Source organism: Bradyrhizobium sp. BR 10261 (assembly GCF_019455395.1).
Classification (GTDB): Bacteria; Pseudomonadota; Alphaproteobacteria; order Rhizobiales; family Xanthobacteraceae; genus Bradyrhizobium; species Bradyrhizobium manausense.
The window spans coordinates 12,205-25,547 of sequence record NZ_JACOFQ010000020.1 but is presented as its reverse complement, the minus strand read 5'-3'; the positions used below and the strand labels follow the sequence as shown (position 1 = coordinate 25,547).

Here is a 13,343-nt window from a genome sequence, read left to right as displayed (position 1 = left end):
AGATTGTTCGGCGTTGCGGGTGATTCGCTCGCACGTTGAAGGATTTAGACCATGATGCGGGCGTCCGGCACGGTCGGCTTTCAGGGCCGAAACGATACCGTCTCGTCTTCCCGGCTGACCAACGCGGTCGCGGCCTCGCTCGCCGTCGCCGCGCTCTCGCTGTGCCTGATCGTCACCCTCACTGTGCTGTCGACCAAGGCGACCATGGCGATGGGTCTGCCGGTCTGATCCCCGTTTCATCGCGGAATGCCTTCGAGGTGCAGCGCGGCCCCGCGCCCGATGGCCTCCGTGACGGGAGAGTGATGAAATCGCCTGTGGTCATCGTTGCAATCACCCTGACGGCGGCCATCCTGGTCGCGGCGTCGCTGTTGATTTTCGTCGGCACCCGCAAGGGGCCGGGGACGTCGACATGGAATGCGCCCGCCCTGCAGCAGCGCATCGAGCACGCGCATTTGGCCTAAAATCATCCGAAAGCTTTGGCCGCGCGGGCAAGCCCTGATTAAGCGCGCCGCGCGAAATCGGATTGCGCTTGTGCAGCCATGGGACAGTCTGGTGGCCTTATCTCGTTCAGGGAGAAATGAGCAAGGCCAATGCGGTTCGGATGGCGTGCCATGTCCGGTCCCGTGCTGACGGCAGCGATCGCACTGCTGGCGATCCTGCTCGATCGCCATGCTTCCACTCTCTCGCTCGCGCCGCTGTTCGTCGCCATCGTGGCGCTGGCCGGGTCGCTTTCCGGCTTTGCATCCGCACTCGGCAGCGCCGTTATCACCTTCATCGGCGCGGTGCTGCTCGCGCTTGGCCATCGCGCCGCGCCAGACCTTGCCGCGAGCGATCTCGTGCAGCTTTCCCTGCTCGCGCTGACGAGCACCGGCACCGCGGCCATCACCGGATTGGTGCGCGAGCGGCTGCTCGATGCCTTCGCCGCCGAGCGGCGCAACCACGCCACTGCCGCGCGGCTGTCGGCCGCGCTCGACCAGGTCGATATCGGCATCGTGCTGCTCGACGCGGAGACCCGCGCCGAATTCATCAACCGCGCATTTCGCGACTATTTTGCGCTGCCGGACGAGATGGCCGACGACAAGCCGCCCTTCATCGCACTGATGTATCACGGCCGCGACACCGGCGCGTTCGAATTGCCCGCGGACGAACTCGGCGTCTTCATCGCGCAGCGCATGGAGATGGTGCGGACCGGCGATGCCACGCCGATCAATCTCGCCTTGCGCAATGGCGAGGTGCTGCGCTTCGTCTGCACTGCGCTGCCCGACGGCGGCCGCATGCTGAGCTACACGCCGGTGACCGACCTCGTGCGCCACACCGACGCGCCCGAACGCGCCGACTATTATCGCTCGCTGCGCGATCCCACGGGGGAGAAACTGATCCGCTATTTGCGCGTCGCGGAGTGATGACGCGCCACGGCGCGATTGATCCGCACCGCGATCATCCCGTATGAAGGATGCCTCATCGCCCCACGGATTTTCCAGATGTCGCTCACCGTTCGCTCCGTCACACGGCAGGACTACGACCAATGGCTGCCGCTGTGGGACGGCTACAACGCCTTCTACGGCCGCTCCGGTCCGACCGCGCTCGCGCCTGAAATTACCGAGATGACCTGGCAGCGCTTCTTCGATGCCTATGAGCCGGTGCATGCATTGGTCGCCGAGAGCGACGGCAAGCTGCTCGGGCTGACGCACTACCTGTTCCACCGCAGCACCACGGCGATCGAGCCCTCGTGCTATCTGCAGGACCTGTTCACGCTTCCAGCCGCGCGCGGCAAGGGCGTCGCCTCGGCGCTGATCTACGGCGTCTACGAGCGTGCAAAACTCGCGGGATCGCCCCGCGTCTACTGGCAGACGCACGAGACCAACATCACCGCGCAGAGCCTGTACGACAAGGTCGCAGAACGCTCCGGCTTCATCGTCTACCGCAAGATTTTCTGACTATCGGGCCTGTGGATCACTCCAGATGTCACCGGCGCGTAACACACCGGGACTATCCTGCAGTCGCGTCTGATCAGGCCCCCCGTCACCGATCAAGCGCCCCAAGCGGCCCCCGTGAGTCGCCGCGTCTACGGGGGCCGCATTTTTTTTTGCCTGTCGCTTCTTGTCGGCATGGCTGCAACGCGAGGCCAGGCGCTTGCCGCTGCAGCGCTGCGCGGTCACAATGGCCGCCGGCTCTCGTCTGACAGGATCTCCCATGGAAATTCGCAATCTCGGCGGCTCCGGCCTGCGCGTGTCCGCGGTTGGGCTCGGCTGCAACAATTTCGGCCAGCGCACCGATCTGGAAACCTCGCGCAAGGTGATCCATCGGGCGATCGACCTCGGCATCACGCTGTTCGACACCGCCGACATCTATGCCGGCATGGGCGGTTCGGAGACGGTGCTGGGCACGGTGCTCGGCGACCGCCGCAAGGACATCGTGCTCGCCACCAAATATTCCAAGCCGATGGCGACCGACGGCACCAAGCAGGGCGCCTCGCGCCGCTACATCATGAGCGCAGTCGAGGCCAGCCTGACGCGGCTCAAGACCGATTACATCGATCTCTACCAGCAGCACGATTACGATCCGCTGACGCCACTGGAGGAGACGCTGCGCGCGCTCGACGACCTCGTCCGCCAGGGCAAGGTCCGCTATATCGGCCATTCCAACTTTCCGGCGTGGCGGATCGCGGAGGCCGAGTTCACTGCGCGCGCGATGAATGTGAGCCGCTTCGTCTCGGCGCAGGACGAGTACAGCCTCGTCGTCCGCGACATCGAGAAGGATCTGCTGCCTGCAGCAACGGAATACAGGCTCGGCCTCCTGCCGTTCTTCCCGCTGGCAAGCGGCCTGCTGACCGGCAAGTACCAGCGCGGCGCAACTGCGCCGGCCGACACCCGCTTCGGCAAGGTGCCGGCGCTGCGCGAGCGCTATGTTACGCCGCGCAACGAGGACGTCGTCGAAAAGCTGCAGGCCTTTGCCAAGGCGCGCGGCCATTCCATGCTCGAGCTCGCGTTCTCCTGGCTTGCCGCCCGCCCGCAAGTGTCGAGCGTGATCGCCGGCGCCACCCGCGTCGAGCAGGTCGAGCAGAACGTCAAGGCGATCGCCTGGCAGCTCACGGCCGAGGATCTCGCCGAGATCGACAGCATTACGAAGGGGTGATCTAGCGGCGCGTTACTTGGCGGCGCTTACTTGGCGCCGCGTCCCACCGTCTGCATCACCTCAAAGCCCTCGAACTGGGGATGGCCGAGATAAAGCGGCTTGTTGTCGCCGGCCCGGTGATGCGCGGCGCGAAATGCCTCCGATTTGGTCCAGGCGTCGAACGCGGCGTGATTGGCCCATACGGTGTGCGAGGCGTACAGCGTGTGGTCCTCAAGCTCGGGCCCGCGCAGCAGATGAAATTCGACGAACCCCGGCACCTTGTCCAGATGCGTGTCGCGCGTGAGCCAGACCTGCTCGAAGGCGGCTTCGGAGCCCTTGGCGACACGGAAGCGGTTCATGGCGATGTACATGGGCGATTTCTCCTGATGTCACAAGATAGTTCGTCATTCCGGGACGCGCCGCAAGGCGCGGGCTATGGTGCGCAATTGCGCACCATAGCTCGCGCTTCGCGCGCCCCGGAATGACGGCTAAGCCACCAATCCCTTCATCGGCCTTGCGCTGGCGCTGTCGGGGAACACGGTCTGGGCCAGCACCTGATCGGACAGGCCGAACTGGCCCTGCAGCACGCCTTTGACAACGGAGCGCAAATCGGTGGTGGGCTTGAGGTCGCGGCCCTCATAGAGGTTGGCAGGCTTGAGGCCGGGCCAGTCGGAGATGACGCGGCCGCCTTTCACGGCGCCGCCGGCGAGCAGGGCGATGGTGCCGGTGCCGTGGTCGGTGCCGTCGGTGCCATTGATGCGCGCGGTGCGGCCGAACTCGGTGGCGACCACGACGACGGTGTCGCGCCAGCGATCGCCAAGGCCGCTTTCGAACTCGGCGAGCGCGCCGTCGAGACCGCCGAGCAGGAAGGCGAGGCGTCCGACCGGGCCGCCTTCGTTGGCGTGCGTATCCCAGCCGTCGAAGGCGAGCGCGGCGATGCGCGGACCGTCATCGGCGGCCATCAGCTTGGCCGCGCCGCGCGCGACCTGCCGCATCTGCGCGACCTGGTTGCCCGGCTTCGGCTTCATGTCGTCGCCACTCGCGGCCTTCTCCAGCTGCAGGCCCTGCGTCAGCGCCGAGGCGAGCGCGGGATCGCGATGACGGTAGAGATCGACGAGGCGCATCGCGGTGTCCTCGTCGGCCTGCGGCAGCGCGACCGGCGCCCAGCCGACGGTCGGCGCCGCACCGCGCAGCACCAGTGGCGTGGTGGGGCCGACCGCGAGCCCGCTCGATACGCGCTCGCCGCGCGGCAGCGCTTCGAGCGCGCGATTGAGCCAGCCGGACTGCACGCGGCCCGGCCCCGCATAGCCGCTCTCGAGCACGTCCTGGCCGTCAAAATGCGAACGGTCGCGATAGGGCGTCGAGACAGCGTGGATCACCGCCGCATGCCGATCGCGGTACATGCGCGCAAATTCCGGCATCGACGGATGCAGCGCGAAGAAGGAATCGAGTTTCGTCGCGGCATGCGCGCCATCCGCCGTGAGCGCGATCGAACCATGCAGGCCGGCATAATCAGGGTCGCCGATCGGCGCGACGGTCGCGAGCCCGTCGAGGGCGCCGCGCAGGATCACCACGACCAGGCGTGGGTCGCGACCGTCGGCGGCCCGCGCGAATTTCGGCAAGTAGGCCCAGGCCGCGAAGGAGGCACCGCCGAGCAGAAGGCCGCGGCGCGAGGTGAGGAGCCGGTTTTCGACGCAGTCGGTCATCTTCATCTCCTCTGCAGTTCCGGCGACATCAACAGCAGGGCCAGGGCCTGCTGGCGCGATTCGGCGCGCTCGATGGTCCGTCGCGTTTCGGCGGAGGCGGCATCAGCAGCGGCGAATTCAAGAAGATCGAGCGGATCGATGTTGGGCCCGAGCCGCGCGCCCATCTGCGAGGCGATGTCGAGCCGCAGCTTCATGCCCTCAGGCGCCGCCCAGGCCGCAGCCGTATCAGGGAAGCCATTGGGACCGGCCGGCGACCATAGCGGCTGGCCGAGCAAATTGAGGCTGTTGAGATACGGGCCGGGATCCTCCGGCACGCGCGCGAGCAGCCGGCCGCTCGCAACCAGGAAATCGTAAGGCGAGCGCATCTTGGTGAGCGGCGCCTTCCATGCCTCGTCGGAATCGACCAGCGCGGTCGCGAGCGCCTTGAGGTCACCGTCGGTCCTGACGAAGACATCGCGCAAGCGCGCCACCAGCGCCGGCGGAGGATCGTCGGCGACGAAGTGGCGCACGAATTTTGTGGCGATGAAATTCGCGGTCGACGGATGGCGCGCAATGTCGGCGAGCGCGGCTTCGCCCTGCGCCAAACCGGTGGCCTCATAGGTCTTGCCGAGCAGCAGCTGCGGCCCGGGCTGATGCGCATTGGCGTTGAACACGAACGACCCGGGCGCCCCGAGCTGCCCCTGCCGGCCGGCAAAGGTCCAGCCGGTGATGATGCGCGCGAGCGAGGTGACATCCTCCTGCGTATAGCCGCCGCCGACGCCCAGCGTATGCAGCTCCATGATCTCGCGCGCGAGATTTTCGTTCAGCCCGCGCTTGCGGTTCTGGCCTGCGCGCGAATCCGGCCCGAGCGATTGCTGATTGTCGAGGAAGAACAGCATCGCCGGATGCTGCTCCACCGCCTTCAGCATGTCGGCGAAGCGGCCGAGCACATGCGGGCGGATCGCCTCGCGCTCGAACGCGCCGGCCCACATCCGCGCCAGCTCGCCCTTGCTCGCGGAGATGCAGAAATGATTGGACCAGAACACGACGAGGCGCTCGGTGAAGCCGCAATCAACCAGCATCGCGCGCTGCAACCGCGCCAGCGCCTCAGCGCGAAACGTCTTCTGGATCACGTTGAGGGGCTGCTGCGGCTGCTTTGCAGCAGCAGGTGCCGCAGCGTTGGGCTGCATGGCCTCGGGCTTCGCTTCCGCCATCTGCCGACCTGATATCTCGCTCGCCACCGTGTTGAGCGAGAGATTGCGGCGCAATTGGTTGTCGGGCTTCTGGTCCGCGGGCAGCGTCGGCGCCGGCGCTTCGGTCGGCGCCACAGCCTTCGCGGCCTCGCGCGCCTGCTTGACCTCGTCCTGATAGGCGAACACGGCCTGCCCGAGCTGCGGCGTCGATTGCAGGCCCGGCGCCTCTAGCAGCGCGCCAAGGGGGCGCGCCAGCTCCGCCTTCACGAAGCCGCGTGGATCGGAGGCGGCATTGAGGAGATCGCCGGATGCGCCGCCGCGCGGCCCGAAGCCGAAGCGGTTCAGCGCGACGAGAGCGGCTCGGGAATCGCGGGCCATCGATTTGTCCTCCGCGCCTTGCCAACCACTTCCATGGCCTGCGCGCGGCGCCTAATATACCGCGGCGAGAGATGAACCCGACATGAAAATGACGGCAAAGCTTCGACGTAAATCATGACAAATCCGAAAGAAATCACGATTGCGCAACCGGCTCCGCGCCGCCTTGGCTGTTCCCGCTGCGGCACCGAGTTCGGCTGCGATCTGTCGGGCCAGTGCTGGTGTGCGGAGGAGACGGCCAAGCTGCCGATGCCGGTGAAGGGCGAGGATTGCTTGTGCCGGGAGTGTTTAAGGAAGGCGGCGGCCGAGGCAGTGCCGTAGGGTGGGTTAGCGTCAGCGTAACCCACCTCTTTTGTCTCCGCGTCAAGAGAAGTGGTGGGTTACGCCAAGCAGATGCGCTTCGCGCACTGCTTAGCTAACCCACCCTACGAAGATCACACCGCGTGCCCCGGCGACTTCCGCGCCATGCCGTCGAATGCATCGAGCAGCTTTTCGCGCCAGGCATAAACGGGATCGTCGGCCTCGAGCAGCTTGAACGGGCTCACCACGCGCGCCCATTGGAAACCGCCGAACACGATGTAATCGGCGTAGTTCGGCGCGACTCCGCCCAGATAGGGCTGAGACTTGAACGTCTGCCGCATGATCTCCAGCGATTTGCGGAACGCGACGACGCCGCTGTCGCGGCTCGCCATGATCTCTTCCAGCGTCTTGCCGCCGAAGCGTGCTTCACGCGACCTTCGGAAATAGGCCGCATCGGCCTCGGCCAGATTGTTCGGGATGTCGGCGATGATGAGCGGGAAGATGCCGCCGACGATGGCGATGTCGCCCCACGCATTGATCATGCGCGCCATGGCGCGGCCGCCCTCGCCGCCGAACAGCGAGGGACTGTCAGGGAAATTGTCTTCGAGATATCCAGCGATCGCCCAGGAATCGACCACGGGCCTGTCGTGATGCAGCAGCACCGGAACCTTCTCCGAGCCGTGCGGCGCGATCGCGCTCTTCTCGGTGAAGCGCCAGGGCAGAGATTGCGCCGTCAGCCCCTTATGCGCCAGCGCCATCCGCGTGCGCCAGCAATACGGGCTGAAGGGACGCGAGGCATCGGTGCCGACGAGTTCGTAGAGCTTGAGCGACATGCAGGGTCTCCACAGGCTCCGTCATTGCGAGGAGCTCTTGCGACGAAGCAATCCAGACTGCTTCCGCGGAGACATTCTGGATCGCTTCGCTTGCGCTCGCAATGACGATTGTGGAGGCAGAAGCGCGTATCACCGCCCGTTTGCGCGCAGCAGCCGCTCGCCGTCTTCCGTCACGGCAATGACGAGCCCCAGGCCTGGCACTGTCTCGCGCGCGACGAAGCCGCGGTCGGCGGCGTCCTCCCAGATGGTGAGGCGCGGGCACGAGGTCTTCCAGGTCGAGATCACCTCGGCATAGGCGCGCGGCTCGCGTGCGATCCATTCCACGAAGTCCAGCACCAGCGGGTCGGCCTCACAGCTCATTGCAAACCTCCCTTGTCGAAGGCGGCCAATACCGGCGTGCGAACCAAGAGCCAGCCGCCATAGGCGATGTAATAGCACGCGATGGTGGTGATCAGCTTGTTCGACCAGGCGATGAATTGCTGGTCGGTCATGGCTTCGAGAATGCGCCGCGCCAGCGTGGTGCCGAGCATCGAGGCGAGGATTGCGACGCCGGCCAGAACCGGATCGAGCGAGGCGGCCTGGTCGATGATGCCGCCGAAATAGATCAGCTTGGTGAAATGGCTGACGAGCTGGCACATCGCCTTCGTCGCCACCTTCTCGCGCCGGCCGAAATCGCCGCCGAGGAAGAAGGTGTCGAGCAGCGGACCGGAGACCCCGGTCATCAGCATCAGGCCCATGCAGATCGTGCCATAGACCGTGCCCTGCCAGAGACGATCCGGATCCGGCTTGATATTCGCGGGCAACAGCCGCGCCATGAACGGCGTGGCGCCGAGCATCAAAAGCGCCGTCGGCTTGTCCGGCACGTAGCGCGTGAGCGACCATGCCCCGAGCGCGATGGCAGCGCCGACCATGTAGTTCGCCACAGGCCGCCAGCGGATATGCGCCCGCCACAGGAACGCGCGCCAGCCATTCGAGGCCATCTGTGTGATCGCATGCAGCACCATGGCGGTCGGCAGCGGCATCAGGGCGAGCAGCACGCCGATCAGGATCAGCCCGCCCGCCATGCCGAACAGCCCCGACAGGAACGCGGTGGCGACCATCAGCAATCCAAGGGCAGCGATCATGATGGGCGTCACGAGGGGATGCTCCTGTGATGGCTCGGCGAAAGCGAGGCACGCGGACTGCGCATTCCCCCTCGCCACCATGCTCACCCCGCACGCGGGGAGAGCATGGTGAAGGTGCCTCGCTTGCCGCGCCTGCGCAAACTGAGTTATCTTGGCCTGGCATCAGCTTTCCTGAGGGTCCCTTGCGGCGGCTGCTCTTTCTCAACGGCATCAAGGCATTCGAGGCGGCGGCGCGGACCGGCAGCTTTGCCGCGGCCGGGATCGAGCTGAACGTCTCGGCGGCCGCCGTCAGCCGCATGGTGCATCTGCTGGAGGAGCGGCTCGGCGTCGCGCTGTTCGAACGCAAGGCCAACAGGCTGGTGCCGACGCAGGCGGGCCGCGCCTATCAAAGCGGGCTGACGCCGATTTTCGATGCGCTCGCCAGCCTCACCGCGCAGGTGACGGCACCTGCAAGCGTGCGGGTGCTCACCATCGGTGTCGGCCACACCTTTGCGATGCGCTGGCTGATCCCGCGGCTGTCGGAATTCCGCAGCGAAGAGCCCGACATCGAGGTGCGCTTCACCACCGGCGGCGCCGAGGTGCCGTTCGGCGAGGACTGGAGCTGCGGCATCAAGCTCGGCAGCGGCGACTGGCCGGGCCTCGTCGCCGAGCCGCTGTTCGCGGGCGATTTGACGCCGGTCTGCGTGCCCCGCCTCGCCAGCGGCCTGAAGCGGCCGTCCGACCTCAAAGGGCCGGGCCTGATCCGCGTCACGCATTCGCCGGAGGACTGGCCGATCTGGCTGAAGGCGGCGAACCTCACCCGCATCAATGCGCGCGGGCCGGAGTTCCAGTTCTACGGCCAGGCGCTGCAAGCTGCTGTCGACGGACTCGGCGTCGCCATGGGCATCCGGCCCTATATCGACGACGACCTCGCCGCCGGACGCCTGGTGGCGCCGTTCGACCTCTCGGTGCCCAAGGGCATGCGCTGGTACCTGATCTACCGCAGCTTCCAGACCGAGCAGCGCGATTTTACCGCGTTCCGCCGCTGGATCATGCGAGCGGCGGCGGAACCGGCGGCCCGGCCGCGGCGGTCGGGGCGCGCCGCGCGGAACTGACGACCAATCGTTCGGCTGAAAAAGCCGGCCTCTTGTGAACGGCTTCACATATCGAAATCCGCAAACGTGGTCCTCTAACCCTCCATCTGAGCATTTGGGGACTTCCAATGACGACCCTCTACGACGGCTTTGACATCGAATCCTTCGAAGCTGGCAAGGGACTGTGGCACGCCCGGATCCGGCGCGCCGATTTGAGCCCGCTTGCCATCGACGGCGTGCTGTTTCCGACCATGGAAGTCGGCTTCGCTTGGCCGGATCCCGACGCTGCGATCGCAGACGCCAAGCATCACATCGACCGCTTCCGCCGGCACGCCGGCGACAGCGACGAATAGGCCGGGGGCGCGGCAACAGGACTGAAGGACATCGCGGCACAGCAGGGGAACACCTGGACCATGTCAGTGATCGAAATCGACGACGGCGGGCGGCCGCGAATCTATTCGCGCCAGGTGCTGTCGATCTGCCCGGAATGCGACGGCGATCTCGCGATTCTCCGTGTGATCGGCGGCCGCGCCGGGTGCGAGTACTGGACCATGCGCTGCACCGATTGCGGCGGGATCCATCTCGATATCCTCGAGCCGCGCCTGACGGTCGTGGACGGCGACGGGCCGCTGCCGGCGGCGTAGTCTGGCGCTGCTGCCAACCTGCTGTCAGCAGCCTGCTCCGGGACATAGCTTCGCCCTTTTCTGAAGGGCGGACTCGTCCCATATTCGCTTCATGGCGAAGAAACCTGCTCCCCCGAAAACCCCTAAAATCAAGGCTCCGAATTCGAAGGCACATCGGCCTGATGTGCAGCCGATCGGGCCGGCGCTGGCCGAGCTGCTCAATCCTGCGATCAATCGCGGCGATGCGGGGCTTGGATCGGGCACCGGGCTGCAGCCGCCACCCGACAACTCGCGCGACCGCCGCGCTGGCGGCGAGGCTGCCGCGCATCGCGCGCGCGCCTCGACGCCGAAGGATTTTCCGGCCGACCGGCTGGCCGGACTGGAAGAAGCGCCGCAGGCCAATTACGGAACTGCCGCCACGATCCCGACGCTCGATCCGGAACTGGCGCGGCAGCTCGGTCTTCCCACCGAGGAGGACGACGCCGAAGCGCTGGCGCGTCCGCCGCGGTCAAAGATGGAGGCGCTCGGCGTCAAGGCGACGGCCGACGCGCTGGAATCGCTGATCCGCGAGGGGCGGCCGGAGTTCCGCAAGGACGACGGCTCCATGAGGGTGTGGACGCCGCATCGGCCGCCGCGCCCGGAGAAGTCCGAAGGCGGCGTGCGTTTCGAGATCAAGTCGGAATACCAGCCGCGCGGCGACCAGCCGACCGCGATCAAGGAGCTGGTCGAAGGCATCGAACGCAACGATCGTTCGCAGGTGCTGCTCGGCGTCACCGGCTCCGGCAAGACCTACACCATGGCCAAGGTGATCGAGGCGACGCAGCGCCCGGCGCTGATCCTGGCGCCGAACAAGACGCTGGCCGCCCAGCTCTATGGCGAGTTCAAGAACTTCTTCCCCGATAACGCGGTCGAGTACTTCGTCTCCTACTACGACTACTACCAGCCGGAAGCCTATGTCCCGCGCACGGACACCTACATAGAAAAAGACTCCTCGATCAACGAGCAGATCGACCGCATGCGCCACTCGGCGACGCGCGCCCTGCTCGAACGCGACGACGTCATCATCGTCGCCTCGGTGTCCTGCATCTACGGTATCGGCTCGGTCGAGACCTACACCGCGATGACGTTCGCGCTGAAGAAAGGCGAGCGCATCGACCAGCGCCAGCTGATCGCCGACCTCGTCGCGCTCCAGTACAAGCGCACGCAGGCCGACTTCACCCGCGGCACTTTCCGGGTGCGCGGCGACGTCATCGACATCTTCCCGGCGCACTATGAAGACCGCGCCTGGCGCGTGAACCTGTTCGGCGACACCATCGAGAGCATCGAGGAGTTCGATCCGCTCACCGGCCACAAGCAGGACGAACTCGAATTCATCAAGATGTACGCCAATTCGCACTATGTGACGCCGCGTCCGACGCTGGTGCAGGCGATCAAGTCGATCAAGTCGGAACTGAAGCAGCGGCTCGACCAGCTCAACAATCAGGGCCGCCTCCTGGAAGCACAGCGGCTGGAGCAGCGCACCACCTTCGACCTCGAGATGATGGAAGCGACCGGAAGCTGCGCCGGCATCGAGAACTATTCGCGCTATCTCACCGGGCGCCGCCCCGGAGAGCCGCCGCCGACCCTGTTCGAATACGTCCCCGACAACGCGCTGATCTTCGCCGACGAAAGCCATGTCACCATCCCGCAGATCGGCGCCATGTTCCGCGGCGACTTCCGCCGCAAGGCGACGCTGGCCGAATACGGTTTCCGCCTGCCCTCCTGCATGGACAACCGCCCGCTCCGCTTCGAGGAGTGGGACATGATGCGGCCGCAAACAATCGCGGTGTCGGCGACGCCGAGCAGCTGGGAGCTGAACGAAAGCGGTGGCGTATTCGTCGAGCAGGTGATCAGGCCGACCGGCCTGATCGATCCGCCGGTCGATATCCGCCCGGCCCGCACCCAGGTCGACGATCTCGTCGGCGAGGTGCGCGCGACCGCGCAGGCCGGCTATCGCTCGCTGATCACGGTGCTGACGAAGCGCATGGCGGAGGACCTCACCGAATATCTGCATGAGCAGGGCATCCGCGTCCGCTACATGCACAGCGATATCGACACCATCGAGCGCATCGAGATCATCAGGGATCTGCGCTTGGGTGCGTTCGACGCGCTGGTCGGCATCAACCTGTTGCGCGAAGGCCTCGACATTCCCGAATGCGCGCTGGTCGCCATTCTCGATGCCGACAAGGAAGGCTTTCTGCGCAGTGAAACGTCCTTGATTCAGACCATCGGCCGCGCCGCGCGCAACGTCGACGGCAAGGTGATCCTCTATGCCGACCAGATGACCGGCTCGATGGAGCGCGCCATCGCCGAGACCAACCGGCGTCGCGAAAAACAGGTCGAATACAACACCGCCAACGGCATCACGCCTGAAAGCGTGAAGAAGAACATCGGCGACATCCTCAACTCCGTCTATGAGCGCGACCACGTGCTGGTCGAGGTCGGAGGTCACGACATGACCGACGACGTCATCTCGATCGGCCACAATTTTGAAGCCGTGCTTGCCGACCTCGAGACGCGGATGCGCGAGGCCGCCGCCGACCTGAACTTCGAGGAAGCCGCGCGCCTGCGCGACGAGGTCAAGCGCCTGCGCGCCACCGAGCTCGCCGTGGTCGACGATCCCACCGCCAAGCAGCGCGCCGTCACCGGCAAGGCCGGCGCCTATGCCGGCACCAGGAAATACGGCGATGCCGCCAATTTGCCGGTCAGTGCGATGAAGAACAAGAGCGCCGCAACAGCGCTCAAGGCGGGCGGCGGCAAAGGCTCACGCGTGCACAAGCCGCATCTCGACGAGATGCACGGCCCGGAATCGCTGCCCTACCGCGCCAGCCCGAGCATGCCGGCCAAGCCGTTCGGCAGCACCAGCCGGATCATCCAGCCGACGGATTCAAGGCAATCCGGGCCGGAGTTCGGGCCTGCGCCGAAATCGACGGGTGGGATGCCGGGACGACGGGGTGGGTGGAAGAAAAGGTAGGGTGTCGGGT

The 13,343-nt window shown here is 66.0% G+C and carries 16 protein-coding genes; 10 read left to right on the top strand and 6 right to left on the bottom strand.

The window, feature by feature from the left end:
• Positions 1 to 51: 51 nt before the first annotated feature.
• The 5 genes from HYH07_RS22640 (at position 52) to HYH07_RS22620 (ending at position 3,135) form a co-directional block, all read left to right on the top strand.
• Positions 52 to 228, top strand: a complete 177-nt coding sequence (locus tag HYH07_RS22640; RefSeq protein WP_220004577.1) for a hypothetical protein — start codon at positions 52 to 54, stop codon at positions 226 to 228.
• 74 nt (positions 229 to 302) lie between these two features.
• The gene (locus tag HYH07_RS22635; RefSeq protein ID WP_220004576.1) at positions 303 to 461 is read left to right on the top strand and encodes a hypothetical protein; all 159 of its coding nucleotides are present in this window, start codon (positions 303 to 305) and stop codon (positions 459 to 461) included.
• 129 nt (positions 462 to 590) lie between these two features.
• Positions 591 to 1,403, top strand: a complete 813-nt coding sequence (locus tag HYH07_RS22630) for a PAS-domain containing protein (RefSeq protein ID WP_220004575.1) — start codon at positions 591 to 593, stop codon at positions 1,401 to 1,403.
• Positions 1,404 to 1,481: 78 nt separating this feature from the next.
• Complete coding sequence (locus tag HYH07_RS22625) at positions 1,482 to 1,937, top strand: GNAT family N-acetyltransferase (RefSeq protein WP_220004574.1); 456 nt, start codon at positions 1,482 to 1,484, stop codon at positions 1,935 to 1,937.
• A gap of 256 nt (positions 1,938 to 2,193) precedes the next feature.
• The gene (locus tag HYH07_RS22620; protein WP_220004573.1) at positions 2,194 to 3,135 is read left to right on the top strand and encodes an aldo/keto reductase; all 942 of its coding nucleotides are present in this window, start codon (positions 2,194 to 2,196) and stop codon (positions 3,133 to 3,135) included.
• A gap of 26 nt (positions 3,136 to 3,161) precedes the next feature.
• Here the strand turns inward: HYH07_RS22620 and HYH07_RS22615 are convergent, their stop codons facing one another.
• The 3 genes from HYH07_RS22615 to HYH07_RS22605 all read right to left on the bottom strand — a co-directional run bounded on the left by HYH07_RS22615 (position 3,162) and on the right by HYH07_RS22605 (position 6,370).
• Positions 3,162 to 3,485 carry an antibiotic biosynthesis monooxygenase gene (locus HYH07_RS22615; protein ID WP_057741548.1) on the bottom strand — a complete coding sequence of 108 codons (324 nt, stop codon included), beginning with the start codon at positions 3,483 to 3,485 and terminating at the stop codon, positions 3,162 to 3,164.
• A 117-nt stretch (positions 3,486 to 3,602) separates the two neighbouring features.
• Positions 3,603 to 4,820, bottom strand: a complete 1,218-nt coding sequence (locus HYH07_RS22610; protein ID WP_220004572.1) for a DUF1501 domain-containing protein — start codon at positions 4,818 to 4,820, stop codon at positions 3,603 to 3,605.
• 2 nt (positions 4,821 to 4,822) lie between these two features.
• Complete coding sequence (locus HYH07_RS22605; protein WP_220004571.1) at positions 4,823 to 6,370, bottom strand: DUF1800 family protein; 1,548 nt, start codon at positions 6,368 to 6,370, stop codon at positions 4,823 to 4,825.
• A gap of 114 nt (positions 6,371 to 6,484) precedes the next feature.
• Here HYH07_RS22605 and HYH07_RS22600 point away from each other — a divergent pair, with 114 nt between their 5' ends.
• A complete protein-coding gene (locus HYH07_RS22600; protein WP_220004570.1) occupies positions 6,485 to 6,688 on the top strand; it encodes a cysteine-rich CWC family protein in 204 nt (67 codons plus the stop codon).
• A gap of 113 nt (positions 6,689 to 6,801) precedes the next feature.
• Here the strand turns inward: HYH07_RS22600 and HYH07_RS22595 are convergent, their stop codons facing one another.
• The 3 genes from HYH07_RS22595 to HYH07_RS22585 form a co-directional block, all read right to left on the bottom strand.
• Positions 6,802 to 7,500: a glutathione S-transferase family protein gene (locus tag HYH07_RS22595; RefSeq protein WP_220004569.1), complete on the bottom strand. Its 699-nt coding sequence runs from the start codon at positions 7,498 to 7,500 to the stop codon at positions 6,802 to 6,804.
• 129 nt (positions 7,501 to 7,629) lie between these two features.
• The gene (locus HYH07_RS22590) at positions 7,630 to 7,860 is read right to left on the bottom strand and encodes a hypothetical protein (RefSeq protein ID WP_220004568.1); all 231 of its coding nucleotides are present in this window, start codon (positions 7,858 to 7,860) and stop codon (positions 7,630 to 7,632) included.
• Positions 7,857 to 8,636, bottom strand: a complete 780-nt coding sequence (locus tag HYH07_RS22585; protein ID WP_220004567.1) for a sulfite exporter TauE/SafE family protein — start codon at positions 8,634 to 8,636, stop codon at positions 7,857 to 7,859. The genes HYH07_RS22590 and HYH07_RS22585 overlap by 4 nt, the downstream gene beginning before the upstream one ends.
• A 170-nt stretch (positions 8,637 to 8,806) precedes the next feature.
• Between HYH07_RS22585 and HYH07_RS22580 the strand changes: the two genes are divergently transcribed.
• The 4 genes from HYH07_RS22580 to uvrB all read left to right on the top strand — a co-directional run bounded on the left by HYH07_RS22580 (position 8,807) and on the right by uvrB (position 13,333).
• Positions 8,807 to 9,718 carry a LysR substrate-binding domain-containing protein gene (locus tag HYH07_RS22580; RefSeq protein WP_220004566.1) on the top strand — a complete coding sequence of 304 codons (912 nt, stop codon included), beginning with the start codon at positions 8,807 to 8,809 and terminating at the stop codon, positions 9,716 to 9,718.
• Between the two features lie 107 nt (positions 9,719 to 9,825).
• Positions 9,826 to 10,050 (top strand): hypothetical protein, encoded by a 225-nt coding sequence (locus HYH07_RS22575; protein WP_220004565.1) that lies wholly within the window; start codon positions 9,826 to 9,828, stop codon positions 10,048 to 10,050.
• Between the two features lie 60 nt (positions 10,051 to 10,110).
• A complete protein-coding gene (locus tag HYH07_RS22570; protein ID WP_220004564.1) occupies positions 10,111 to 10,341 on the top strand; it encodes a hypothetical protein in 231 nt (76 codons plus the stop codon).
• Positions 10,342 to 10,432: 91 nt separating this feature from the next.
• Positions 10,433 to 13,333: an excinuclease ABC subunit UvrB gene (uvrB, locus tag HYH07_RS22565; protein ID WP_220004563.1), complete on the top strand. Its 2,901-nt coding sequence runs from the start codon at positions 10,433 to 10,435 to the stop codon at positions 13,331 to 13,333.
• Positions 13,334 to 13,343 lie beyond the last annotated feature (10 nt).

Bases quoted from the DNA above. Each gene is read 5' to 3' on its own strand.
- HYH07_RS22625 (WP_220004574.1), top strand. From the start codon at position 1,482: ATGTCGCTCACCGTTCGCTCCGTCACACGGCAGGACTACGACCAATGG.
- HYH07_RS22595 (WP_220004569.1), bottom strand. From the start codon at position 7,500: ATGTCGCTCAAGCTCTACGAACTCGTCGGCACCGATGCCTCGCGTCCC.
- HYH07_RS22630 (WP_220004575.1), top strand. From the start codon at position 591: ATGCGGTTCGGATGGCGTGCCATGTCCGGTCCCGTGCTGACGGCAGCG.
- HYH07_RS22575 (WP_220004565.1), top strand. From the start codon at position 9,826: ATGACGACCCTCTACGACGGCTTTGACATCGAATCCTTCGAAGCTGGC.
- HYH07_RS22570 (WP_220004564.1), top strand. From the start codon at position 10,111: ATGTCAGTGATCGAAATCGACGACGGCGGGCGGCCGCGAATCTATTCG.
- uvrB (WP_220004563.1), top strand. From the start codon at position 10,433: ATGGCGAAGAAACCTGCTCCCCCGAAAACCCCTAAAATCAAGGCTCCG.
- HYH07_RS22600 (WP_220004570.1), top strand. From the start codon at position 6,485: ATGACAAATCCGAAAGAAATCACGATTGCGCAACCGGCTCCGCGCCGC.
- HYH07_RS22635 (WP_220004576.1), top strand. From the start codon at position 303: ATGAAATCGCCTGTGGTCATCGTTGCAATCACCCTGACGGCGGCCATC.
- HYH07_RS22620 (WP_220004573.1), top strand. From the start codon at position 2,194: ATGGAAATTCGCAATCTCGGCGGCTCCGGCCTGCGCGTGTCCGCGGTT.
- HYH07_RS22590 (WP_220004568.1), bottom strand. From the start codon at position 7,860: ATGAGCTGTGAGGCCGACCCGCTGGTGCTGGACTTCGTGGAATGGATC.
- HYH07_RS22615 (WP_057741548.1), bottom strand. From the start codon at position 3,485: ATGTACATCGCCATGAACCGCTTCCGTGTCGCCAAGGGCTCCGAAGCC.
- HYH07_RS22605 (WP_220004571.1), bottom strand. From the start codon at position 6,370: ATGGCCCGCGATTCCCGAGCCGCTCTCGTCGCGCTGAACCGCTTCGGC.
- HYH07_RS22640 (WP_220004577.1), top strand. From the start codon at position 52: ATGATGCGGGCGTCCGGCACGGTCGGCTTTCAGGGCCGAAACGATACC.
- HYH07_RS22610 (WP_220004572.1), bottom strand. From the start codon at position 4,820: ATGACCGACTGCGTCGAAAACCGGCTCCTCACCTCGCGCCGCGGCCTT.